Annotated in this window: 22 protein-coding genes and 2 pseudogenes; 16 read left to right on the top strand and 8 right to left on the bottom strand. The window is 70.8% G+C overall.

From position 1 onward, the window contains the following. The first annotated feature begins 42 nt into the window (after positions 1–42). Positions 43–834: an HNH endonuclease family protein gene (locus tag ACIPYW_RS16165; protein ID WP_400415330.1), complete on the top strand. Its 792-nt coding sequence runs from the start codon at positions 43–45 to the stop codon at positions 832–834. A gap of 6 nt (positions 835–840) precedes the next feature. Here the strand turns inward: ACIPYW_RS16165 and ACIPYW_RS16160 are convergent, their stop codons facing one another. Further along, entirely contained in the window at positions 841–1,689 is an 849-nt protein-coding gene (locus ACIPYW_RS16160) for a nuclease-related domain-containing protein (protein WP_400415328.1), read from the bottom strand. A 187-nt stretch (positions 1,690–1,876) separates the two neighbouring features. On the opposite strand from ACIPYW_RS16160, the gene ACIPYW_RS16155 reads away from it, so the two are divergent. From ACIPYW_RS16155 to ACIPYW_RS16140, 4 genes are all read left to right on the top strand, one after another. Further along, positions 1,877–2,665: an SDR family oxidoreductase gene (locus tag ACIPYW_RS16155; protein ID WP_400415326.1), complete on the top strand. Its 789-nt coding sequence runs from the start codon at positions 1,877–1,879 to the stop codon at positions 2,663–2,665. 103 nt (positions 2,666–2,768) lie between these two features. Further along, positions 2,769–3,188 (top strand): SseB family protein, encoded by a 420-nt coding sequence (locus tag ACIPYW_RS16150; protein WP_400415324.1) that lies wholly within the window; start codon positions 2,769–2,771, stop codon positions 3,186–3,188. Between the two features lie 90 nt (positions 3,189–3,278). Beyond that, positions 3,279–4,166 (top strand): hypothetical protein, encoded by an 888-nt coding sequence (locus ACIPYW_RS16145; RefSeq protein WP_400415323.1) that lies wholly within the window; start codon positions 3,279–3,281, stop codon positions 4,164–4,166. Positions 4,167–4,230: 64 nt separating this feature from the next. Then, the gene (locus tag ACIPYW_RS16140; RefSeq protein WP_400415321.1) at positions 4,231–4,899 is read left to right on the top strand and encodes a GPP34 family phosphoprotein; all 669 of its coding nucleotides are present in this window, start codon (positions 4,231–4,233) and stop codon (positions 4,897–4,899) included. Positions 4,900–4,958: 59 nt separating this feature from the next. Here ACIPYW_RS16140 and ACIPYW_RS16135 read toward each other — a convergent pair whose 3' ends face one another. The 3 genes and pseudogenes from ACIPYW_RS16135 to ACIPYW_RS16125 all read right to left on the bottom strand — a co-directional run. Further along, complete coding sequence (locus tag ACIPYW_RS16135; protein ID WP_400415319.1) at positions 4,959–8,459, bottom strand: TM0106 family RecB-like putative nuclease; 3,501 nt, start codon at positions 8,457–8,459, stop codon at positions 4,959–4,961. A gap of 34 nt (positions 8,460–8,493) precedes the next feature. After that, positions 8,494–8,727 carry a DUF1653 domain-containing protein gene (locus tag ACIPYW_RS16130; RefSeq protein WP_400415455.1) on the bottom strand — a complete coding sequence of 78 codons (234 nt, stop codon included), beginning with the start codon at positions 8,725–8,727 and terminating at the stop codon, positions 8,494–8,496. Between the two features lie 9 nt (positions 8,728–8,736). Continuing rightward, positions 8,737–9,138 (bottom strand): annotated as a pseudogene (locus ACIPYW_RS16125) (arsenate reductase ArsC); the annotation flags it as partial. Between the two features lie 74 nt (positions 9,139–9,212). Between ACIPYW_RS16125 and ACIPYW_RS16120 the strand changes: the two are divergent. The 9 genes from ACIPYW_RS16120 to ACIPYW_RS16080 all read left to right on the top strand — a co-directional run bounded on the left by ACIPYW_RS16120 (position 9,213) and on the right by ACIPYW_RS16080 (position 16,237). Then, complete coding sequence (locus ACIPYW_RS16120) at positions 9,213–9,692, top strand: TlpA family protein disulfide reductase (RefSeq protein ID WP_400415316.1); 480 nt, start codon at positions 9,213–9,215, stop codon at positions 9,690–9,692. Further along, positions 9,689–10,159, top strand: coding sequence for a DUF4395 domain-containing protein (locus ACIPYW_RS16115; protein ID WP_400415314.1), 471 nt, complete (start codon positions 9,689–9,691; stop codon positions 10,157–10,159). The genes ACIPYW_RS16120 and ACIPYW_RS16115 overlap by 4 nt, the downstream gene beginning before the upstream one ends. A gap of 112 nt (positions 10,160–10,271) precedes the next feature. Then, on the top strand, positions 10,272–11,168 hold the full coding sequence (locus ACIPYW_RS16110; protein ID WP_400415311.1) for a MurR/RpiR family transcriptional regulator: 897 nt from the start codon (positions 10,272–10,274) through the stop codon (positions 11,166–11,168). A 6-nt stretch (positions 11,169–11,174) separates the two neighbouring features. Beyond that, entirely contained in the window at positions 11,175–12,080 is a 906-nt protein-coding gene (gene murQ / locus ACIPYW_RS16105) for an N-acetylmuramic acid 6-phosphate etherase (protein WP_400415309.1), read from the top strand. A 35-nt stretch (positions 12,081–12,115) separates the two neighbouring features. Beyond that, positions 12,116–13,618 (top strand): PTS transporter subunit EIIC, encoded by a 1,503-nt coding sequence (locus ACIPYW_RS16100; protein WP_400415306.1) that lies wholly within the window; start codon positions 12,116–12,118, stop codon positions 13,616–13,618. After that, entirely contained in the window at positions 13,618–14,643 is a 1,026-nt protein-coding gene (locus ACIPYW_RS16095) for a MupG family TIM beta-alpha barrel fold protein (protein ID WP_400415304.1), read from the top strand. The genes ACIPYW_RS16100 and ACIPYW_RS16095 overlap by 1 nt, the downstream gene beginning before the upstream one ends. 45 nt (positions 14,644–14,688) lie before the next feature. Continuing rightward, positions 14,689–15,291, top strand: a complete 603-nt coding sequence (locus tag ACIPYW_RS16090; protein WP_400415302.1) for a TMEM175 family protein — start codon at positions 14,689–14,691, stop codon at positions 15,289–15,291. Between the two features lie 10 nt (positions 15,292–15,301). Continuing rightward, entirely contained in the window at positions 15,302–15,868 is a 567-nt protein-coding gene (locus ACIPYW_RS16085) for a hypothetical protein (protein ID WP_400415301.1), read from the top strand. A 3-nt stretch (positions 15,869–15,871) separates the two neighbouring features. After that, positions 15,872–16,237, top strand: a complete 366-nt coding sequence (locus ACIPYW_RS16080; RefSeq protein ID WP_400415298.1) for a hypothetical protein — start codon at positions 15,872–15,874, stop codon at positions 16,235–16,237. Between the two features lie 129 nt (positions 16,238–16,366). Here the strand turns inward: ACIPYW_RS16080 and ACIPYW_RS16075 are convergent, their stop codons facing one another. Then, positions 16,367–17,320 carry an ADP-ribosylglycohydrolase family protein gene (locus ACIPYW_RS16075; RefSeq protein WP_400415296.1) on the bottom strand — a complete coding sequence of 318 codons (954 nt, stop codon included), beginning with the start codon at positions 17,318–17,320 and terminating at the stop codon, positions 16,367–16,369. A 101-nt stretch (positions 17,321–17,421) separates the two neighbouring features. Between ACIPYW_RS16075 and ACIPYW_RS16070 the strand changes: the two genes are divergently transcribed. Both ACIPYW_RS16070 and ACIPYW_RS16065 read left to right on the top strand, forming a co-directional pair. Beyond that, positions 17,422–18,087 carry an NrtR DNA-binding winged helix domain-containing protein gene (locus ACIPYW_RS16070; protein ID WP_400415295.1) on the top strand — a complete coding sequence of 222 codons (666 nt, stop codon included), beginning with the start codon at positions 17,422–17,424 and terminating at the stop codon, positions 18,085–18,087. Positions 18,088–18,184: 97 nt separating this feature from the next. After that, a pseudogene (locus tag ACIPYW_RS16065) lies at positions 18,185–18,343 on the top strand (very short patch repair endonuclease); the annotation flags it as partial. 144 nt (positions 18,344–18,487) lie between these two features. Here the strand turns inward: ACIPYW_RS16065 and ACIPYW_RS16060 are convergent. The 3 genes from ACIPYW_RS16060 to ACIPYW_RS16050 all read right to left on the bottom strand — a co-directional run bounded on the left by ACIPYW_RS16060 (position 18,488) and on the right by ACIPYW_RS16050 (position 21,742). Next, positions 18,488–20,314: a DNA/RNA helicase domain-containing protein gene (locus ACIPYW_RS16060; protein WP_400415293.1), complete on the bottom strand. Its 1,827-nt coding sequence runs from the start codon at positions 20,312–20,314 to the stop codon at positions 18,488–18,490. 79 nt (positions 20,315–20,393) lie between these two features. Continuing rightward, the gene (locus ACIPYW_RS16055) at positions 20,394–20,714 is read right to left on the bottom strand and encodes a nucleotide pyrophosphohydrolase (protein WP_400415291.1); all 321 of its coding nucleotides are present in this window, start codon (positions 20,712–20,714) and stop codon (positions 20,394–20,396) included. A gap of 95 nt (positions 20,715–20,809) precedes the next feature. Continuing rightward, a complete protein-coding gene (locus tag ACIPYW_RS16050; protein WP_400415290.1) occupies positions 20,810–21,742 on the bottom strand; it encodes an NADP-dependent oxidoreductase in 933 nt (310 codons plus the stop codon). Positions 21,743–21,775: the final 33 nt, after the last annotated feature.

Genomic DNA, 21,775 nt, shown 5'->3' with positions numbered 1-21,775 from the left:
CTGCACCACAGCCCCACAGCACCACCTGGAGTCCCGCCCCCCATGCCGTCCCGCCGCCGCGCACGCACCAGCGCGACCTCCGTGTTCCTCGTCCTCGGTCTCGCGATCGCGGGGTACGCCCTCCACTCCGCCGGGCTGCTGCCGCCCGCGCAGGCCGACGATGCCGCGACCAGCGGACCGGACGCGACCAGTGGACCGGGCGCGACCGGCGACCCCGGACCGGGCAGCACCGCCAGCGCGAGTGCCGCGTCGGAGCCGAGCCGTGCCTCCAGTCCGGATCCCGACGCGGCAGCGTCGCTCCGGCTCCTCGCGACCCTGCCGGTCAAGGGGAAGGCGCCGGCGACCGGCTACGACCGCACGGCCGACTTCGGCACCGCGTGGCTCGACGTCGACCACAACGGCTGCGACACGAGGAACGACGTGCTCGCCCGCGACCTCACGGAGGTCGTCCGGCAGGGGCCGTGCAGGGTGACGACGGGCACGCTCGTGTCGCCGTACACCGGCGGGACGATCGCGTTCACCCGCGGACAGACGACGTCGACCGAGGTGCAGATCGACCACGTGGTCGCACTCGAGAACGCCTGGCGGACGGGTGCACAGCAGTTGTCGCAGACCTCGCGGGAGGCCCTCGCCAACGACCCGGAGAACCTCTTCGCCGTCGACCAGCACTCGAACGCCCAGAAGCGCTCCGGGGACGCCGCGACCTGGCTGCCCGCGGCGAAGGGGTTCCGCTGCACCTACGTCGGACACCAGGTCACGGTGAAGGCGAAGTACCGCCTGTGGGTGACACCCGCCGAGCACGACGCGATGGTGCGGGTGCTCGGCCGCTGCTGACGCGCCTCAGCCGCCCGCGGCCAGGGCACCCGCGGCGACTGCCCACCAGTACCCGAGCACAGCTCCCGCCGGCAGCGCGAGCACGCCGAGGCCCAGCGCACGCCGGAGCAACCGACGCCGAGCGGTCGCGGCCGCGATGTCCCGCTCGAGCCGTTCGAACCGCTGCACGTGCCGCAGGGTGTCGTGGACGACGACGGCGTCGACGTGCCAGGTGCCACGCTCCTCCGCGAGCATCGAGAGGTACCGGACGGCCTCCGTGGAGTGCACCCGGGGCAGACCGGCGATCCACGCGCCGACCTGCGCGGGCTCGAGCGTCACCGCTGCCGGGGGCTTGTCGCCGAAGCGGAGCCGTTCCGCGGCGACGACGATCACGGGCTGCACGGGGGTCGGTCCGCCGGCGGCCGCGGAGAGCAGCGCCGTCGCCCGCTCGCCCTCCTGGAGTGCCCGGTGCATGTGCGGCGTCCGGTGACCGTCGACGAGCAGGGTCCGGCCGCCCACCCAGACGGTGTGTCCGGAGTGGTTCTTCGTGTTGATCGAGAACACTCTGGTCGGGCCGACCACCACGTGGTCGATGTCGGTCGACCGCCTACCGACCGGTACCGCGTGCAGGACCGTGTACTCCGGGCCGAGCGCCTCGAGTTCCGCCGCCACCTGCCGCTCACCCAGCGCGCCCTTGTACCAGGAACCCGCCTCCGCGCGCAGCGGATCCGCGCCGGTGAACCGTTGCCACCGGGTCAGTCCCGGCCCGTCCGCCTGGATCGCCAGGCACTCCTGCATCACCGCGTACCCGGGCTTCCGCGCTCGGAGCGTCAGCTTCGCGCCGCCGCGTGCCGTGGTCGTCGTGTGTTCCCCCATGCAACGACCCTCCCAGGGGTCCACCAGCCCGCGCGCACCCCACTTCTGGGGATCACTCATCTCCGTTGAGGTCCACCTAGACAACAGGTGTAGTATTACTCGCGATGCAGACGCATCGTACGGACTCGCTGCCCGCGCCGGGCGCGGACCCCGAGCCCTTCACCGCCGAAGACCTCAGGAGGCCCCCATGTCCACCAGCCGATTCACCGACCGCGTCGTCCTCATCACCGGCGGCGGCTCCGGCCTCGGTCGCGCCACCGCCGTCCGACTCGCGTCCGAGGGCGCCGCGCTCTCCCTCGTGGACGTCTCCGCCGAGGGCCTCGAGGCAACCAAGGCCGCCGTTCTCGAGGTCACCCCCGACGCCGACGTCCTCACCACCGTCGCCGACGTCTCCGACGAGTCGCAGGTCGACGCGTACGTCCTCGACACGACCGAACACTTCGGCCGCATCGACGGCTTCTTCAACAACGCCGGCATCGAGGGCAAGCAGAACCCGACCGAGTCCTTCACCGCGGCGGAGTTCGACAAGGTCGTGTCGATCAACCTCCGCGGCGTGTTCCTCGGCCTCGAGAAGGTGCTCGGCGTCATGCGCGAGCAGGGCTCGGGCATGGTCGTCAACACCGCGAGCGTCGGCGGCATCCGCGGCATCGGCAACCAGTCCGGCTACGCCGCAGCCAAGCACGGCGTCGTCGGCCTCACCCGCAACTCCGCCGTCGAGTACGGCCAGTACGGCATCCGCATCAACGCCATCGCTCCCGGCGCGATCTGGACACCGATGGTCGAGAACTCGATGAAGCAGATCAACCCCACGGACCCGCGTGCAGCCGCCGAGGAGTTCATCCAGGTCAACCCGACCAAGCGCTACGGCGAGGCCCCCGAGATCGCCGCGGTCGTCGCGTTCCTGCTCTCCGACGACGCCTCCTACGTCAACGCCACCGTCGTGCCGATCGACGGCGGGCAGTCCGCCAAGTACTGAGCGCGCGGCACGCGCATCAGGCAGCCGCCTGGAGGCACGGCTCGGCTCCGACGTGTCCGCTGACCGTGACAGCATGGTCGGCGGACACCCTGGAGGGGAACGCATGAGCACCAACGAGCAGCACGGGTCGGCCTTCGGCCACGGCGTCGACAAGGCGCCACCGACCGAGGCCGCGGAACTCCGTCGGAGGATGGCGGCCTCGCCCGCGGGCTTCCTGCGGAGCGCAGCGTGGGTCCCGTGGAAGCCGGAAGGCACTCCGGACGGCGGCAGTGTCGCGCACGTGGTGATCCGTGAGAAGCCGTTCGTCCCCGTGTTCACCGACCCGGCGGACCTCGCGGCCGGCCTGCCCGACACCGAGGGACGCCCGGTGCCGATGCACGAGCTCGTGACCGCGCTCCCGGAGGAGTTCGGGATCGTGGTCGACCCGACGAGTACGGCGGACGCGAACTTCCTGCACGCCGACGTCCTCGCCGTGATACGGGAGCAGATGCGGAGCGGCGTCCCGACCGACGACGACGCCTGACGTCTGCAGCCAGCGACACCCTCCCAGTTCTGGGGATCCCTCAGTACCTGCCCGTCACGCCACGATGGAGCAGCAGCGAGAGGGGCGCACATGGCGTTGGGCGGACCGGGACCGAGGGACTGGTCGCCGTCGGGGTCGAACGACGCACCACCGACCCGGCGATCGACCTCGCGTCCCCTGTACGCGCCGTCACCGCTGCTCACCGCTGCTCGGCCCGCTCCCCAGACCCGTCCGTGGGCGTTCGCCGCGCTCTCGATGGTGCTCGGGACGGGAAGCGTCGTCCTCGCGGTCGCCGCACCGCAACACGACGGAGTCGCGAGCGGCTTCATCGTCTCCACCGTCGGCATCAGCGCGATCGTCTTCGGCGTGCACGCCGTGCGTCGAGCCCGCTGGGGATCAGCCGCGTCGCGGGCGTTCGGACGTGGCGGATCGTTCCTCGGCGGGCTCGGCACGGTCCTGATGCTGTACGGGCTCCTCGCCTTCGCCCTCACCGGGATCGGCGTCACGCTGCCGGCGTTGTCCCTGCCGGCGGTGGGAGCGGACCTGAGCGAGTCGGCACCCGAGTCACTCATGCCGACCACCACCGCATCTGCACCTGCACCGACCGCTCCGCGGACCCCGTCGGCCGCTCCTTCCGAGCAGTCGAGCGCCGCAGTGCCGGTACCGGCCATCGAGGAGCCAGCATCCGGGACAGCCGACCAGGAGCGCAGTGCTCTCGCGCAGTCCGCTGGCACCCTCGCGTTCACCATGCGGCAGCAGTACGGCGCAGGCCCGTACCCCGCGCAGCTCCTCCGTGCTGAGGGTCCCGGGCGACTGACGACCTCGGACGGCGTGGTCCTCGCGCCACTCCCCGAGGCCACCCGGGTGGTCTACTCCGTCGCACCCGACGGGTCGGCCTGGTCGATCACACTGGTGGGCTCGTCGTACGGCTCGGTGGTCACCTACAGCTCGACGATCGGTACCGTGCAGTCCGGCTGACCCACGTCCTGGGCGTTCTCGGCGAGGCTCGGCCGTGCGCTGCCGGAGGTGGCAGGCTGCGCTCATGGCCGAGATGCTGACCGTCCCCCAAGCGTTCGCGCTGCTCCAACTCGAGCCCGACGGCCGCAAGGCCACCGATGTGCAGACGCTCGACCTCGGGCTCGCCGGAGCCGTCCTCGCCGACCTCGCCCTGCGCGGATCCGTCTCCCTCCGGGACGGACTGGTCACGGTCGTCGACGGATCGGCCACCGGCGACACCGTCCTGGACGAGACCGTCGGCACCGTCGCAGCATCGGGGACGCCGCGGAAGGCGAAGTGGTGGGTGCAACGCCTCGGGAAGCGTCCGCTGCGTGACGCGGTCCTCGCGGGCCTGACCGAACGGGGTCTCCTGTCGATCGAGCAGGGCAAGGCGCTCGGGATCTTCCCCACCACAAAGTACCCGGAGCGGGACGGCGGGCCCGAGGCCCTCGTGCGTTCGACGATCGCGGACGTGCTCGCCCGTCGGAGTGAGCCGACCCCGTTCGCCGCAGCCGTCATCGGCCTGCTGGACGCCACGAGTACGCTCCGCAAGCAGTTCGGCAAGGTGGACCGGGATCTCGTCACGGAGATCACCTCGGGAGCATGGGCGAGCCCGGCGGTCAAGGCGGTGCTCGAGGAGATCCAGATGGCCGCGATCCTCGCGACGGTCGCAGCCAGCACGGCGGCGAGCACCTCGGTCATCGCATCGAGCTGACCGGCGCGAGACACCCCGTTGTGGCGTGGTTCGCGGCTCGGGCTCACCAGCGTGCACCGTCAGCGGCGGTATCCGTCCACCTTCCCTGAACCAGCCACGGGCTCGACGAGCTCGATGAACCGCGACAGCAACGACAACCCGGCGATCGACGGCGGCAGCCCCGTCGTCAGCGCCGGCGAGTACACGAGGTACGCCGCCCACTTCGCCCGCGACAGCGCCACGTTCAGCCGGTTGGGCATGAGCAGGAAGTCGAGACCACGCGGGATGTCGGCAGCGCTGGACGCCGCGAGGGACACGATCGACACGACGGCCTCGCGCCCCTGGAACATGTCGACCGTCCCGACCTGGGTGCCGGTGAGTCCGGCGCGGTCGAGCTCCTGGCGGATGAGCGCTCCCTGTGCGTTGTACGGCGCGACGACGATGACGTCCTCGTCCGTCAGTGGCCGCGCACCGGCGTCGTCCGTCCACGACCGGCCGATCACGTCGCGGGCGAGGGCGACCACGCGCGCGGCTTCCTCAGCGGACGACGTGGTGTTGCCCGCGTGCAGGACCGGCACCGGGTGCACGCCCGCGTCGATGCCGTCGAGGTGCCGTCCGGACGCCATCGAGGACAGCTGCCCGTCGTACGAGAGCGACGACACCGAAGCCGTGAGCGCAGGCTCCATCCGCCGGGTCCGTGCCAGGAAGTAGCCGAACTCCGGCGGCAGCACGTGTTCGCCGTCGGTCAGCCAGCCGAGCGCCGAGACGTCGACGGGCTCCGGGTGCGACCCCTGCGACACCTGGGGCAGCTGCTGCGGATCGCCGAGCAGGAGCAGTCGGGTCGCGGCGATCGAGGACGCGATCGTCGGCGCGAGCGAGAACTGCCCCGCTTCGTCGACCACGAGCAGGTCCAGGGAGCGCCGTGGGATCGTGCCCTCGTTCGCGAACGTCCACGCGGTCCCGCCGACGACGCCCCCGGTGCCGGTCTCGGCGCAGGAGCCCAGGAACGCGGCGACCGCGGCGTTGTTCTTCACCGGCGTCCACGCCGCGGCGTCGAGGTCCTCGGCGTCCGATCCCGAGCGCGGCACCTTCACGACCCGGTCGGCGGGCACCCCGGCGGCGACGACCGCGGCGAGGAAGTTCTCCGAGGTCGCGTGCGACTGCCCGACGACCCCGACGCGCCAGCCGTGCTCGCGGACGAGTCGGGCGACGACGTTCGACCCGACGTAGGTCTTGCCCGTGCCGGGCGGCCCCTGGATCGCCAGGGAGGAACGGTCGAGGCCGAGCAGCGTCGTCACCACCGCCGACACCGTGTCGTCGCCCTGCACGGGCGCGATGGGCCCGCGCGGCGGCACCCGGCGGAGCAGGTCGAACGCGGGGTCGGGCAGCATCGACGGCAGGGCGTCGAGGACCTCCTGGCCCCACTCGGCGATCGCCTCGGGCTGCGGCTTGGCCCTCGGTGGCGCTGCGGGAGCGAGCGCGACCGGGAAGTCGTGGTGGGGCTCCCCTCCGCCGACCGGCAGGCTCTCCTTCACGACGACCTCGAAGGCGTCACCGTTGTCGAACGCCTCCAGCACGACCGCGCGAGCCGACGCACCCTTCGACCCCGGCGCCGGAGCGGCGACCGACGGCGGGAGTGGGTCGTCGTAGACGAGGTGTGGCGTGCCTCCAGGCCGGATCCGCGAGCCGGGCGCGAGCGTCCCCGACAACCGGATCTCCCGTGACTGCGACCGGGCGCGCGGCAGCGTGCCCCAGTCGCGCTCGACCGACGCCCGCTCGACCACGAGCACGTCGCGCGTGTCCGCCCAGTCGTCCACGGGGTTGCGGAGGCGGTCGAAGTGGTCCTGCCAGAAGGTCTTGGCCTCGCGGCGGTGGTAGTCGATCGCGGCCGCGGCGAGCGCCAGCGCCTGCTGGTCGGGCGTTCGGTCGAGGGCATCGACACCCTCGAGGGAAGCGGCGAGCGCCGCGTACACCGGGTTCGGTTCACGATCGACGGGGATCGGCGGCAGCAACTCGGCCGGTTCGTCGACGTTCGGAGCCGGCGCCTGCGCGCGCAACGACAGCAGCCAGTCGCGGAGCCGCAGCGTCGAGCGGCAGTCGTAGGCGTTGTAGTCGGCGACCTCGTCGAGCATGTGCTGCCCGGCCGCGGCGTCCCCGTTGCGGAGTTCCTCGATCGCGTCGACGTAGGCCGTGATGCTGTCGGCGGCGTTCGTGACGTCGCTCAGTCGTAGATCGGTGCCCATGTAGAGCGGCTCGAGCTTCTTGATCGAGTAGCTGTGGCTGCCGACCACGAGGGCCTTGCGCACGATCGGGTACAGGTCGACGAGGACGCCCGCGCGCAGGAGGTCGTCCACCGCGTCCTCCCCCACCCCGTGCCGGGCGGCGAGGGACAGCAGGTGCGTCCGCTCGTACGCCGCGTAGTGGTAGATGTGCATGTCCGGGAACTGCTCGCGGCGGACCCGGACGAACTCGAGGAAGTCGACCAGCGCCTGTCGCTCCTCGCGGAGCGTGTGCGCCCAGAACGCCGTGAAGCGGGCCGCCGGGTCGACGAGGCCGAAGAGGTAGTCGATGCCCCAGTGCACGCCGTCCTCGGTGTACAGCGGGTCGCCCTCGAAGTCGAAGAACACGTCGCCCGGGCTCGGAGCCGGGATCGCGTCGAGGGCGCGCGGGTCCGCCACCTCGAAGACGGGCGCGCGGCCGCCGGATGCTTCGGACTCGGTCTGGAGGCGTGCCTGACGCACCAGCCGGTCCTGCGTCGATCGCGACATGGCCGGCACGGCCGCGGTGCGGTCCGCCAGGTCGTCGATCGTCCGCACCCCGGCACGGATGAGCTTCGTCCGCTGGTCGAGGCGCATACCCGCGACGAGCACGAGGTCGCGGTGGTCGGCGACCTGGGTCGAGCAGATCGGGCAGCGGCCGCAACTGCTGTAGCGCGGGTCGCCCCAGGCCAGCTCGTCGCGGGCTGCCATCCGCTCGGCGATCACCCGTTGGAGTTCGGCGCGCTGGGTCCGGTACACGGGCGCGATGTCGACGAGGTCGTGGGTGGTGGTGCTGCGGTCGCCGAGGACGAGGTGGACCTGCTGCCCGGTCGGGATGCCGTGCGCCTGCATCTGCTCGGCGTAGGCGGCGAGCTGCAGGAGCGCGCTGATCTTGGCGTGGCGGGCGAGCTTGGTGTCGTAGACCTCGTACTCCCCCGCGGCGTTGCGGATGATGAAGTCCGCGAAGCCGATGAAGCCCGGGGCGTCCGGGGCCGCGGCTCGGTGGAACGTGGGCTGGTAGAGCACGTCGGCGCCAGTGCGCAGGGTGTCCAACGCTGCCTGCGCTGCCGCGACGTACCCGGCCGGGTCCGGACGGTCGAACTCGACGACCTCGTGGGTCTGCTTGAGGATCTCGAGGTAGTCCAGCTCGTGCTGGTCGCCGAGCCGAGCGGTCCGTTCGAGCATGTCGTCGTGGACCTCGGGCAGGGGCTCCCCGCGGCCGAGCTCGGCGTCGAGCCGTCGGAGGAACGCCCACTCGCACGCCGCCCACGTCGACAGGTCGCTCGGGCTGAGCAGGACGCTGCCGTCGGTGGTGATCTGCATGCGGTCCCCCGGTCTCTCGTGGTGCTCTGCGAGCCTAGGGGCGGCCCCCGACACACTCGTCGTCGCCGTCCACCCGCGCGAACCGCGCCCCCTCGTACCGGTCCCGCGACACCCACGCCGTGAAGTCCGCGAGCGACCGCACCCAGTGCCCCCGCTCCCCGTAGAGCGCCTGGTACACGACCAAGGGTTCCTCGGTCTCGACGTCCTTCGCCACGAGCACGACCTCGTACTCCCCACCCTTGAAGTGCCGGTAGCGCCCAGGCGTCACGGACGCAGACGCCGGCAGCAGCGACTCGAGCAACGCCGACACCCGCCGCTTGATGTCGTCGCGGATCGGCCGCACCTCCTCGATGCCCTTGCCCGCCGGGTCGGTCAGCTCCCAGTCCTCGTACCGCTTCCCGGGGAAGATCGGGCACGCGTCCCCGCACCCCATCGTGATGACCGCGTCCGAGTCCTTGACGTCAGCGGTCTGCAGCAGCTGCGGTACCGCCCCGGTGATGTCGATCCCCTCCTCCGCCATCGCCGCCACGGCCACGGGGTTGATCTCGGACCCCGGCTCGCTTCCGCCCGAGAGCACCCGCACCCGGTCCCCGCCGAGCGCCCGCGCGTACCCGGCTGCCATCTGGGAACGGCCCGCGTTGTGGACACAGACGAACAAGATCGTGAGGAGGTCGCTCATGAGCACCAGCCTGCACCACGTCACGGGGCGTCACGACCGTTCCGGTCGACGACGAGCCGCCGTACCGTCCTCCCATGACCGTCGTCACGGCCGTCGCCGTCCTCGTGGGTGTGCTCGCCGTCGCCACCGTGCTCGGCCTCGTCCTCCGGAGCAGGACCGGCCGTGCCCGCACCGTGCAGAGCGAGGCGGCGAACTCGACCGGCCGCGCGCGCTCGACCAGCAGGACCACCAGCACCACCGCCGACGGCCTCGCCCCCACCGAGGCGTTCGGCGCCCGCGCCACCCTCGTCCAGTTCTCGACGCCCACGTGCGCCCGGTGCCCCGGCACCCGCCGCCAGCTCGACGCCCTCGCCGCCCGGCACGACGGGGTCGAACGCCTCGAGGTCGACGTGGCCGAGCGCACCGAGGTCGCGACCCGCTACGGCGTCATGCAGACCCCGACGGTCCTGCTCGTCGACGCCGACCGCACCGTCCGCACCCGCTTCGGCGGCCCGCCCCGTCCCGCCGAACTCTCGGCAGCACTCGCCGCCGTCCTCCAGGAGGAACCCGCATGAGCGACACCACCACCGGCATCGACCCGCGCTCCCCACGCTTCGGCGCCGCGATCACGACCGTCCTCCTCGCGGTGACGATCGTGCTCACGCTGATCCCCGAGACGGACGCCGTCGGGATCGTCCTGCTCGCCGTCATCGTCGTGCTCTTCGCTGTCGGAGGCATCGGCGGCATCCGACGCCACCCCTACGGCGCGCTCTTCCGCCGCTTCGTCCGCCCGAGACTTGGCCCGCCCGCCGAACTCGAGGCCCCGGAGCCCCCGACCTTCGCCCAGCAGGTCGGTCTGTTCGTCACCGCCGTCGCACTCCTCCTCGCCCTCGTCGGCGTCCCGTACGCCGCACCCGTCGGCGCGGCAGTCGCCCTTGTCGCCGCGTTCCTCAACGCCGTCTTCGACGTCTGCATCGGCTGCATCCTCTACGTGTGGCTGGTCCGCGCGGGCGTCCTGCGTCCGCGACGCACCACCGCCTGACGGCGGACGAGCGGCCTGGAGGCACGGCTCACCGCCGCAAGGCAGACCTCGCTGCAGAGGAAATCTCCTTTCACCCTTTACGGTGTGTTGCGCAATGTGCTTTCATTGCCGCATGCCGAGCTCGACCGCTTCCCCACGCTCCGATCGCGCGGACGCGTTCGCGCTCGTTCGGAGCCAGGCGGCGGCGATGCCCGCGGGGATGCGGACGATCGCCGAAACCGTGCTCGACGACCCCCGCGCCACCGCGGCCGGCAACGCCGCCGACCTCGCACTCCGTGCCGGTGTCAGCGCGGCGAGCGTGTCACGGTTCGCCCGCCACCTCGGGTACGACAGCTACGCCGAACTCCAACGCAGCATGACCCGCGCGCTCGAGCGGAGCGCCCACGAGCGACGTGAGACCGAGATCCACGCCGGCGTCGCGGTCGACGACGACGTCGCGACCGTGATCGCGAAGGTCACCGAAGACGTCCGCACGGTGATGAGCGACACCCGCGCGGCGCTCGACCCGACCGCCCTCGAGCTCGCGGCGGTCGCGGTCAGCGAGGCCCGACGTGTCGTCCTCTACGGCGTCGGCGCCAGCGGGGTCGTCGCCCGCGACCTGCACCTCAAACTCGAACGCATCGGCATCACCAGCTCGATCGCGGACGACCCGCACAACGCGCTGACGCTCGCGAGCGTGCTCGGCCGGAGCGACGTCCTCGTCATCACGAGCCACTCGGGCACGACGACCGAGGCGCTCGAGGTCGCCGCCGAGGCATCGGCCCAGGGCGCCACCGTGATCGCCCTCACCGGCCGGGCGTCCTCGCCGCTGACCCGGTACGCCGACCACGTCCTGCTCGGCGTGTCCGGCGCCGAGAGCGACCTCCGACCCGCAGCGATGGGCAGCCGGATGAGCCAGCTCGCCATCGTCGACGCCCTCTTCATCGTCGTCGCCCAGCGCACCGACGAGACCTCCCAGCCGCTGCTCGCCCGCAGCCGCACCGCCGTCCGCACCCACCACCGGAGCTGAAGCACCATGACGACCGGTCTCCGAGACGAACTCCGGACCCTCACCACCGAGGCGGTGGACGCCTCCCTCTCCGACATCGACACGATCTCGACGCTCGACGCCGCCCGACGCATGAACGCGCTCGACCGCAGCGTGCCCCTGGCGGTCGAGCCGTGCCTCCCGGCCATCGCCCGAGCCGCCGACCTCATCGCCGATGCGTTCGCGCGGGGCGGCCGCCTCGTCTACGTCGGAGCCGGCACGCCGGGCCGACTCGGCGTCCTCGACGCCAGTGAGTGCCCACCCACCTTCGGTACCGACCCGAGCCAGGTCGTCGGCGTGATCGCCGGCGGACCGGTCGCGCTCACCACCGCGGTCGAGGGCGCCGAGGACGACGAGGACGCCGCCGTGCGCGACCTCGACGCCCTCGGCCTCACATCGGACGACGTGGTCGTCGGGATCAGCGCGTCCGGCAGGACGCCCTACGTCGTCGCCGCCGTCCGGGAGGCACGCCGCCGCTCCGCCACGACCGTCGCGGTGGCGTGCAACGCCGACTCGGCCGCGGGGCGGGAGGCCGACGTCGCCATCGACGTGGTGGTCGGCCCCGAGTTCATCGCCGGGTCGACCCGGCTCAAAGCGGGCACCGCACAGAAGCTCGTCCTCAACATGCTCACGACGCTCGCGATGGTGCGCAGCAACAAGACCTTCGGCAACCGCATGGTCGACGTCCGTGCGACGAACGACAAGCTCGTCGCACGCGCGTTCTCCCTCGTGCAGGACATCACCGGCGCGGCTGACGCCGACGTCTCGGCCGCACTCTCGGAGTCCGACGGAGAGGTCAAGACCGCCGTCGCGATGATCCTCACCGGCTCGTCCGCCGAGGACGCCCGCACTCGGCTCTCCGATGCCGGCGGCTCGCTCCGCGCCGTCATCTGACCAACCACCCGATTCCTTCCCCGAGGAGCACATCAATGGCCGATGCACAGCAACTCGCACAGCAGATCCTCGACTCCGTCGGTGGGTCCGCGAACATCGCCGACGTCGAGAACTGCATGACCCGTCTGCGCGTCGAGGTGGTCTCCACCGAGGACGTGGCGCTCGACGACCTCAAGGCGACCGACGGCGTCATGGCCGCGATCGCCGCCGGGTCGAACCTGCAGATCGTCCTCGGTCCGGGGCTGGTCGACCGGGTGGCGAACGACCTCTCGGCACTGCGCGCGCAACCGTCCGGTCCCGCGCCGTCGGTCACGCCGGAGGAGCTCGCCGCGCGCGGTGCCGCGATGAAGAGTGCGGCCCGGTCGAGGACGGACGGCCGCACGATGCGGGCCGTCCGGAAGATCTCGGCGATCTTCATCCCCCTGATCCCGGCGCTCATCGCGTGCGGGCTCATCGCGGGCATCAACGGCATCCTCACGAACCTCGGCTGGCTGCCCGGGCTCACGCCGTTCCTCGCGGTGCTCTCGTCCGGTTTCCTGTCGTTGCTCGCGGTGTTCGTCGCGATGAACGCCGCGAAGGAGTTCGGCGGCACCCCGATCCTCGGCGGCGCGGTCGGCGGCATCGTCGTCGCAGCCGGTGTCGCGAACGTGAGCGTCTTCGGCGAACAGCTTGCGCCCGGGCAGGGCGGCGTCCTCGGAGCCATGGCCGGCGGCATCCTCGCCGCGTACGTCGAGCGGGGCATGCGCCGCGTGACGCCGGACGTGATCGCCCTCATCGTCGTGCCGACCATCACGGTCCTCGTCGCCGGCGCGGTGACCCTCGGTGTGCTCATGACCGTCGCGGGTGTCGTCGCCTCGGCGATCGGCGTGGCCGCGACCTGGCTCCTTGCCAACGGTGGGGCCTTCGCCGGGTTCGTCCTCGGCGGGTTCTTCCTGCCGCTGGTCATGACGGGCATGCACCAGGCGCTCACCCCGATCCACACGACCCTCATCGACCAGACCGGGTGGACCGTCCTGCTCCCGGTTCTCGCGATGGGAGGCGCCGGACAGATCGGGGCGGCGATCGCACTCTGGCTGCGATTCCGCCGCAACGAGGCGCTGTCGCGGACCATCCGCGGCGCGCTGCCCGCCGGGTTCCTCGGTGTGGGCGAGCCCCTCATCTACGGCGTCACGCTCCCCTTGGGCCGGCCGTTCATCACCGCGTGCATCGGCGGCGCGTTCGGCGGCGGCGTGGTCGGACTCTTCGACCAACTCGGACACACCGTCGGAGCCATCGCGATCGGAGCCTCCGACCTCTCGCTCCTGCCCCTGCTGAACGGATCGTCCGGGTTCGGGTGGGCGCTGCTCGGGTACGGCTCGGGGCTGATCGTCGCCTACGTCGTCGGGTTCGTCGCCACGATGCTGTTCGGCGTCTCCGCGTCGGTGCGGGCCGACCTCGAGGCGCAGTCGTCCGCTCCGGCGGGTGATCCCGTGGCGCCCGACGCGCCGATCGACGTGGACGACGCACGCGTCGGAACCGCCGCGAGCGCGGCCCGCTGATGCGCCTGGGCGCGAGTGCGTACCTGGCGCACGCTCCTCTGGCAGCCGCCACGTTCGAGGCTGCGGCTGGGGCAGGTGCGACACTCGCGTTCACGTCGTTGCACATCCCGGAGGACTCCCCTTCGGCAGCCCGGGCGACATCGGCCGCGGTCGTCTCGGCCGCACGGAAGGCCGGGTTGGCCGTCCTCGCCGACGTCTCCCCGAACACCGCTCGACTTCTCGGTGACGACCCGTGGACGTTCCTCCGGGAGATCGGCGTCGCCCGCGCCCGCATCGACTTCGGGTTCTCCGAGTCCTCGATCCGAGCGATCGCGGACGTGCTGCCGATCGCTCTCAACGCGAGCACGCTCCGCGCCGCCGACCTCGAACCCTTCGCCGACCTCGACGTCGAACTCGTCCACAACTTCTACCCCAGGCAGTGGACCGGGCTGTCGCACTCCTCCGTGGTCGAGTCGGTCGACGTGGCGCGGCGGTTCGGTTGGCGAGTCGGAGCGTTCGTGGCCGGCGACGCCACCCGCCGCGGACCACTCGGGGAAGGCCTGCCGACCGTCGAGGAGCACCGGGAAACCCCGCCGCTCTTCCAGGCCTGTGCCCTCCTCGAGGCGGGCGTCGACGACGTGTACGTCGGCGACCCCGCGCTGACGGAGCACGCATGGGATCGGCTCGGAACGCTGGTGCGCGATGACGTCGTCGTCCTCGACGGTCGAGCCGCTCCAGGCGTGCACCGTGCGGTCATCGGCGCGCTGGCCGTCCCGGACCGTGAACGACCCGATGCCGCTGCAGCGATGATCCGGCTGGAGCACTCGCGCGAGCGGTTCGCCGCTCTGCCCCTCCCCGACGTCGGCGGCCAGCCACGACCCGCGGGCGCCGTCACCGTGCAGCTGCCCGCCGCCGGCCGGTACTGCGGCGAGGTCGCCATCGTCCTGCGGGACCTCCCGGCCGACGACCGCGTCGCCGTCCTCGGAACGGTGCCCCTCCCCCTCGGTCGACCCCGAGGGCACCGGATCAGCGTGGTCCTCGACTGAGCCGGATCGCGGAACTACATCCAGGTGCGTCCCTAGACTCACCGCATGAGCGCACCGGCACGGACCGAACGCGGCCTCGACCGACTCGTCAACTTCTCGGACGCGACCGTCGCCATCGCGATCACGCTGCTGATCCTGCCGCTGGTGGACCTCGCGGGTGAGGTTCACGGAGCGTCCGGCGCCGGCAAACTCCTCCGTGAGCACTGGGGCTCCATCGTCGAGTTCGTCGTCACGTTCTGGGTGATCTCGCGGTTCTGGCGGCTGCACCACCAGGTGTTCGAGCATGTGGAGTCGTACAACCCGCTCGTGCTGCGGCTGAACTTCGTGTGGCTCATCAGCATCGTGTTCCTGCCGTTCGCCGCGAACCTGCTCGACGCCGGCGACACCGACCGGATCGCGTACGCGGTCTACCTCGGCACGATGCTCGTCACGAGCCTGTCGCTCACCGCGATCGAGTTCGCGCTGCGCCGCTCGCCCGAACTGCTGTCGACGCCGCTCGCCACGCGGGACAAGGGGTTCATCGCCGCGGGGCTCCTCGCGGCCGCCCTCGTGCTGGCCGTGCTCTTCCCCGACGTCGGGCTGTTCTGGGTGCTGCTCCTGCTGCTGCAGGGGCCGATCGGCGGGCTGCTGCACCGACGTTCCTCGTAGGGTGGAGCGCATGGGGGACTACGAGGACATCGCTCGCCGAGCGTGGCGGCGGACGATCTTGATCGCGATCGGCGGCTTCGTCGTCGGGGCGATCGTGGGTGTCTTCCTCGCGGACGGAGAGTCGGCGCTCAGGAGCCTGCTCATCATCGTCGGGGTCGGGTTGAGCATCGGCGGCTTGAGCGGAGCGGTCTCGCTGTTCACGATCGCGTCTCGGCTCGCACCGTCGATGCAGTGGCCCGTCCGGGAGCTGGACAGGCCTGATCGCCGGACGGTGCGTCGGGCCGTGTACTCCGGGCAGCCGATCGAGCCGACCAGTTCGGACGTTGCTCACCGTGCGGCCGACTGGGCTCGCGGAGCGGTCGTCACGCTCCCGGTCGACCTCGGGCAGTTCCTGCTGCTCTACCTCGGGATCGGCGGCGCGCAGCTGCCGAACATCATCAACGACGATCCGTGGGCGTCCGGCTTCGCCCGCATCTTCTTCGGCGCACTCGTCCTGGTCGCGATCGGGCTCAGCGTGTCGTTCGTCCGGCACATCCGCGGAGCCCGCCGGTACCTCGCTGCTGTCGGGAGCCGGTAGCCCGTGCCGTTCACCGACGCCTCCACGGTCCTGCTCGGGAAGCTCGCGACGTACCTCCCCGACGAGGAGGACTCCGGCGCCGCCGACATCGTCCCGGGCTACGTCCGCGGGGCGATCCGCCGGTTCGAGATCGGCGGCCGGGTCACACTCACGCCCGAGGTCCTCTGGTTCGCAGCGCATCCGATCAACTACGCTCCCGGGACCCGCTTCGGCATCCCCGTGCAGGAGATCACTCGGCTCGACGACGTCTCGAGCGGCCTCCGCAAGAAGGTCCGGGTCACCATGCGGAGCGGGATGGCCCCGACGTTCCTGATGTGGGGCATCCCACGGTTCATCGACGCAGTCGAGCGGGCGCGCGCCGCTCTCTGACTCCTCGTGGCGGCTCGCGGTCGGCCTGGAGGCGCGGATCACCCCCCGCCACGCCCGTCCGGTGCCGGAGAGTCCCCCCATCGAACCCTCCGACGCCGGCCGTCATGTCGGCCGCCGCTTGCGGAGCGGTCAGGCCGCCGCTGCGCGAGCGGTCAGCGCCTGCTCGCTCAGCGCAACGAGGTCGTCCGCGCGGAGCCCCGGCCAGCCGTGCAGCAGCTCGCGCCACTCGGCCGGGAGGCCACTGGCCCCGTACAACGCCCCGGCGAGACCGCCCGCGATCGCTGCGACCGTGTCCGTGTCGTTCCCGGTGCGGACCGCTCGGACGAGGGCGTCCTCGAGGCTCGAGCTCCGCTTGACTGCCGCGTACGCGGCCTGGAACGCCGATACGACCCAGCCGTTCGAGTCCGTGAAGTCCACCGGTTCCGAGTGCTCCGCCGTGACGATCCGGTCCACCCACAGCCGACGCTTGTCGAGGTCGAGCAGGTCGAGGCCCGCCATGGCGTCGAGCTCGCCCGTGAGGACCGCCTTCCGGATCGCCACGCACCAGAGCACGCACGCGTCCCCCGCATCGGACTCGTAGTGCGTGAGGTCACTGATCGCCCGCGCGGCCTCGGCCAGCCGGGGCACCTCGTCGACCTCTCCCGTCAGGTACCCGAGCACCAGGGGCGCCGTCCGCATGAGCGAGCCGTTGCCAGCCGACCGCCCCTTGTACTCATGCTCCTGCCGGGCCGCAGCCCGCGCTGCTGAGGCGACCCGTGCCTCCAGGCCGGTCAGTACGTTGCGTGTCTGGATGCCGACGTCGGGCGCGTTGCGTGCCCAGTCGGCCCAGGCGGCCACCAGGCCGTCGAGGGCCGTCTCGCTGGCGGGGTCGCCGCCGCGGGCGAGGGTGCGGAGGATCGGGACGGCCATGCTCGTGTCGTCGGTCCACTCCCCCGGCGTCCAGCCGAAGGAGCCGCCGCCAGCCATCCGGATCGGACTGGGTTCGGGGACGGCGGGACGGAACTCGTAGCCGGCGCCGAGGGCGTCGCCCGCGGCGGAGCCGAGGACGGCGCCGAGCGCGCGGTCGCGGGTGGTGGGGTTCATGGCCGCCTGCCTTCCGGTCGAGGTTTGCGCAGTTCTGCGCTAACTGGTTCCCACTGTTCCACGTCATTGTGATTTGCGCAAGTGTGCGTAAACTCGTCGGCGTGACTCCGTCTGTGTACCGCGATTCTTCCGGCAAGCGCCTGGTCGACTACCCGCGGCCGTCGGTGGCTGTGGACACAGCCGTCCTGACCGTGCCTGTGGGGGAACCGCTGTCGGTCCTCCAAGTGCGCGATGCCGTCGACGGGGACTGGCGGCTGCCGGGGACGTTCGTGCACGAAGGCGAGCGGTTGGCTGCGGCGGTGTTGCGGTCGCTGTCCGACAAGGCGGGCGTGACCGGGCTGGCGCCGTCGCAGTTGCACGTGTTCGACGATCCCGAGCGGGACAGTCGGGGATGGGTGTTGTCGGTGGCGCACCTCGATGTGGTGCCCGCTACGTCGTTGTTGTCGCCCGAGCTGGACGCTTCGCGGGCGCGGCTCGTCCCGGTCGACGACGCGACGGGGATGGTGCACGGGCACGGCGAGATCGTGGCGTTCGCAGTGGCCTCGTTGCGGGCGCTCTACGCTGCGGCGCCGGACCCGCGGGGGCTCGTGGCGGAGCCGTTCACGATGACCGAGCTGCGGCGGGTGCACGAAGCCGTCATGGGGCGGGCGCTGCAGCCGGACTCGTTCCGGAGGGCGATGTTGCCGGGGCTCGCGGCGACGGACGAGAAGCGTGCGGAGGGGCCGGGGAAGCCGGCGGGGACGTACCGGCGGATCGAGCACCAGTAGCAGTCTCGTTCCTGCACAGTCAGCTCCGGTGAGGGCTCGGCCACAACACGACGGCACCGCTCGTCGGACGTCGTGTTGAGCGGCGACTCTGCTCGTGATGGAGCGCTGGGAGGCGGACGAGGCACGACGACGGCACATGGCGCGCTTCGGCCGACGAGACACGGCGCCCGAACTCGCTTTGCGACGCGAGCTCCACCGCCGCGGGCGACGCTTCTTCGTGGACCGCCAGGTGAGCAAGCGATGTCGGGCACGTCCTGACCTGGTCTTCCCACGCGCCCGGGTCGCGGTGTTCGTCGACGGGTGCTTCTGGCACTACTGCGAGGAGCACGCACACCTGCCGAACTGTGGCGGCGGAAGCTGTTGGCGAACCGGCAGCGGGACGCGCAGAACGAGGCGATCCTCATGTCCGAGGGATGGCGCGTCCTTCGGTTCTGGGAGCACGGAGACCCGGGGGCTGCTGCGACGAGAGTCGAGCGGGAGATCGACCGATGGAACCGGATCGCCCGGTGCGCGGCACGCTCCAGCGGACGACGGGCTCGCGATCGAAGTCGTCGGAGTCGAGCCGAGTGACTCGCGACCTGTGGTGAGGGTCCCTGGTCGATGTGCGTCGGAGAAACTTCCGCAAGTGACGGCGCAGATCAGGATCAGCAACGTACACGAAGGTACCCAGAACCCCGCGCGTCAGGAGGACCGCGTAGATGTTCGCCACGAAACGACGGAGGTCATCGTCGGTGTACGTGATACCGAGCCGAGGATTGTTCTCCATCCCCTTCTTGTCGAAGTAGTTCGACCGGTCGAACCAGAGCCGTTGGCCCAGCGGATCGAAGCGGAGATCCGCGCCGATGATCACTCCGACGTAGTTCAGGTCGTACCCCTGCACCGTGTGGATGGAGCCGACCTGGTCCACTGCCCCGGGCGACGTGATCCAGTCCTTCTGCGTCTGGTTCCACTGGAGGCGTTGCCCATCGACCTCGATGTCGATGGCTTGCCGATCGTGCTTGCTCTTCCACTCCCACGCGTACCCAGCGACGAGACGTGAGAGCCCCACTTCGTCATCGCGAGCACGGATCGCCTCGTGCATGTCCCCGAGGTCGTCGAACATGCGGAACTCGTACTCGCCGAAGGTCTTCGGCTCCGGCGACTCGCCCCGCATGATCGCTCGGACGTACGAAACGTAGTCGGCACCACCCTGCACCCGCATCTGGGTGAAGAGCCGGTAGTAGCGATCACTCTGACGGGCGTCCCGGATCATGTCGGCTTGCAGTTGTTGCGGCAGGTCCGCCGGCCGAACGCTCTGTTCGGAATCGAGCAGGAACACCTGGTGCGTACTCCGATCCCGGATCCAGTCGGCCTGCGTGTAGTGATCCTCGTCAGAGCCGAAGAGCCGCTCGTTGATCTCACCGAAGCGCTTGTTCTGTGGACCTGACGCCTGGTTCGCTCGATGGTTCAGCCGGTGGGACTCATCGACGACGAGCAGGTCCCACTTCTCCACGCTCTTCCCGACGTCGAACGGGGTGAGCACCATGGTCTTCTCGAGTCCGGGGGTCTTCCCGAACACGCGCTTCAACGATGCACGGAGCGCTTGCTGCGGTACGACGAGGCCGACGCGGAACTCCGAGAGACGCTGTCGGTTCTCCTCGGTGAAGTAGTCCGAGAACATCGAGTCTCCGTCGATCTCGTCCACGCCGGTGCCGTTCGCGATGTCGCGCAGCAGCTTCAAGAGGTAGACGGCAACGATCGTCTTGCCCGTCCCCGGATCACCTTGGACGACGATGGTGCTTCGTGCCCCAGAAACGATGTCGTCGAAGAGGCCCTCGAGGATGTCCTCCATCACGATGGCTTGATCACGGTTCAGCGCCTTGAACGGGGAGAGCTTGAACAGCTCGCTGTTCTCGATCTCCGCGATGCTCCGCGTGAAGAGCTTCTGATCACGGAGCGCTTCGAAGACGTCCTCGAAGGTCTTCCGGTACCGTTCTCGGTCGTAGTAGTCCGCGTTGACGACACCCTTGTTGCTGTTCAGGACCGTGTACTTGTCGTCACCAGCGAACAACCCGATGAGCTGCGACTCCAGATCGAGGCACACCGACTTGTTGAACGTGCCGTCGAGGACGAGGCGGACCGCTTTGAGCGACCGACGCTCTTCCGAGTCGAGATGCTGCCGCATCCGAGACGCGGTGTTGAGCGTCTCGCCGACGTACACACGCTTCCCGTCGTCGAGGATGTACACGACGGGCCAGTTCAGGAAGCGAGGGTCAGAATCCCGCCACAGTCGAAGGTGCTGCTCGTTGAAGGGCCATTGCACGACCTCAAAGCTGGTCATACTTCGTGCTCCGTCCGCGCGCTCGGTCGACCGGGTACTTGTCTCGGGTCACGGCGAGCTTCTCGCCGATGATCTCGGCCGGGTCGAGCCCGAGGCGATCGGCGAGGAGGAGACAGTAGGTGAGCACGTCAGCGAGTTCGAGACGAACCCGGTCAGTGTCGGCTTCGGAGGCCCACTGGAAGCACTCGAGCAGTTCACCTGCTTCGATCGAGATGCTCTTCGCCAGATTCTCGGGCGAGTGGAACTGCGCCCAATCGCGCTCGGCGACGAACTCACGGAGTTCTTCGCGCAGCCCCTCATCTGCCATGCTGGCACACTAGCAGCGGCGCACCGCGCTCATGGCCGGCCGAACGGTCGGCCGGAGAGCTCCAGGCCACGACGCCCGTGGGTAGCGCCCGCGGATCACCACGTCAACACGAACCGCCCCCGCGTCCCACCCGCCTCCAGCCGCGCATGCGCCTCCGCAGCCCGCGCTGCCGGTAGCACCTCAGCCACCCGCGGCGTCAGCGTCCCGCTCTCCACCGCGTGCCGCAGCTGCTCGAGCTTGTCGAACGACCGGTACTCCGAGAACACCATCACCCGCACGAACTCGATCCCGCGCGACCCGTCGCCTTCCCAACCCCGCACGTCGAAGAAGGTCCCACCGTCCCGCACGGCGTCCACCACGGAGGACCGCTGCACCGCAGCGTCGGCGAGCGCATCGACCCCGTCGGGCACGAGCTCACGGACGGCGTCCGCGAACCCCGACCCCCGCGGCACGATGTGCGATGGCCCGAGCGACCGCACGAGCGCTTCGTCCGCCGGAGCCGCATCGGCGATGACGGTGAGCCCCGCAGCCTTCCCGAGCTGCACGAGGTAGTTCCCGAGCAGCCCCGCAGCACCGGGCACGGCGAGTGTCTGCCCGGGCGTCAACGCCGGGTGCCCGAGGATCTGCAGCGCGGTGAGACCGTTCATCGGGATCGAGGCGGCGAGCGGCAGCGGTGTCCCGCGAGGCACCCGCGTGAACGACCCGACCGGAGCGACGAGCTCCTCGACGTACGCACCCCCGTGCTCGCTGAGCGGCAGCGCCATCGCCATGACCTCGTCGCCGACAGCCCACCCGCTCACGTCCGGCCCAACCTCGTCGATCACTCCTGCCGCGTCCATGCCCGGCACGTACGGCGGCTCGGCTCCGCTCGCATCGCGCTGCCCGGCACGCACGCCCGTGTCGGTCGGGTTCACGGCGAACGCCGCGACCCGGATGCGCACGGACCCGGCACCGGCGTGCGGCTCCGGCACCTCGTGGACGGCGAGGGCCTCCGGCCCTCCGAACTGTTCGACTCCGACGACCTTCACCCATCCGGTCTACCCGCGGATGCGCAGCGCAGC

Source organism: Curtobacterium sp. NPDC089689 (genome assembly GCF_044749145.1).
Taxonomy (GTDB): domain Bacteria; phylum Actinomycetota; class Actinomycetes; order Actinomycetales; family Microbacteriaceae; genus Curtobacterium.
The sequence above is the reverse complement of the archived record's forward strand: the minus strand, read 5'-3'. Positions and strand labels throughout refer to the sequence as shown.

Coding starts and splice junctions, on each gene's coding strand:
- ACIPYW_RS16165 (WP_400415330.1), top strand. CDS start 43: ATGCCGTCCCGCCGCCGCGCACGCACCAGCGCGACCTCCGTGTTCCTC.
- ACIPYW_RS16160 (WP_400415328.1), bottom strand. CDS start 1,689: ATGGGGGAACACACGACGACCACGGCACGCGGCGGCGCGAAGCTGACG.
- ACIPYW_RS16155 (WP_400415326.1), top strand. CDS start 1,877: ATGTCCACCAGCCGATTCACCGACCGCGTCGTCCTCATCACCGGCGGC.
- ACIPYW_RS16150 (WP_400415324.1), top strand. CDS start 2,769: ATGAGCACCAACGAGCAGCACGGGTCGGCCTTCGGCCACGGCGTCGAC.
- ACIPYW_RS16145 (WP_400415323.1), top strand. CDS start 3,279: ATGGCGTTGGGCGGACCGGGACCGAGGGACTGGTCGCCGTCGGGGTCG.
- ACIPYW_RS16140 (WP_400415321.1), top strand. CDS start 4,231: ATGGCCGAGATGCTGACCGTCCCCCAAGCGTTCGCGCTGCTCCAACTC.
- ACIPYW_RS16135 (WP_400415319.1), bottom strand. CDS start 8,459: ATGCAGATCACCACCGACGGCAGCGTCCTGCTCAGCCCGAGCGACCTG.
- ACIPYW_RS16120 (WP_400415316.1), top strand. CDS start 9,213: ATGACCGTCGTCACGGCCGTCGCCGTCCTCGTGGGTGTGCTCGCCGTC.
- ACIPYW_RS16115 (WP_400415314.1), top strand. CDS start 9,689: ATGAGCGACACCACCACCGGCATCGACCCGCGCTCCCCACGCTTCGGC.
- ACIPYW_RS16110 (WP_400415311.1), top strand. CDS start 10,272: ATGCCGAGCTCGACCGCTTCCCCACGCTCCGATCGCGCGGACGCGTTC.
- murQ (WP_400415309.1), top strand. CDS start 11,175: ATGACGACCGGTCTCCGAGACGAACTCCGGACCCTCACCACCGAGGCG.
- ACIPYW_RS16100 (WP_400415306.1), top strand. CDS start 12,116: ATGGCCGATGCACAGCAACTCGCACAGCAGATCCTCGACTCCGTCGGT.
- ACIPYW_RS16095 (WP_400415304.1), top strand. CDS start 13,618: ATGCGCCTGGGCGCGAGTGCGTACCTGGCGCACGCTCCTCTGGCAGCC.
- ACIPYW_RS16090 (WP_400415302.1), top strand. CDS start 14,689: ATGAGCGCACCGGCACGGACCGAACGCGGCCTCGACCGACTCGTCAAC.
- ACIPYW_RS16085 (WP_400415301.1), top strand. CDS start 15,302: ATGGGGGACTACGAGGACATCGCTCGCCGAGCGTGGCGGCGGACGATC.
- ACIPYW_RS16075 (WP_400415296.1), bottom strand. CDS start 17,320: ATGAACCCCACCACCCGCGACCGCGCGCTCGGCGCCGTCCTCGGCTCC.
- ACIPYW_RS16055 (WP_400415291.1), bottom strand. CDS start 20,714: ATGGCAGATGAGGGGCTGCGCGAAGAACTCCGTGAGTTCGTCGCCGAG.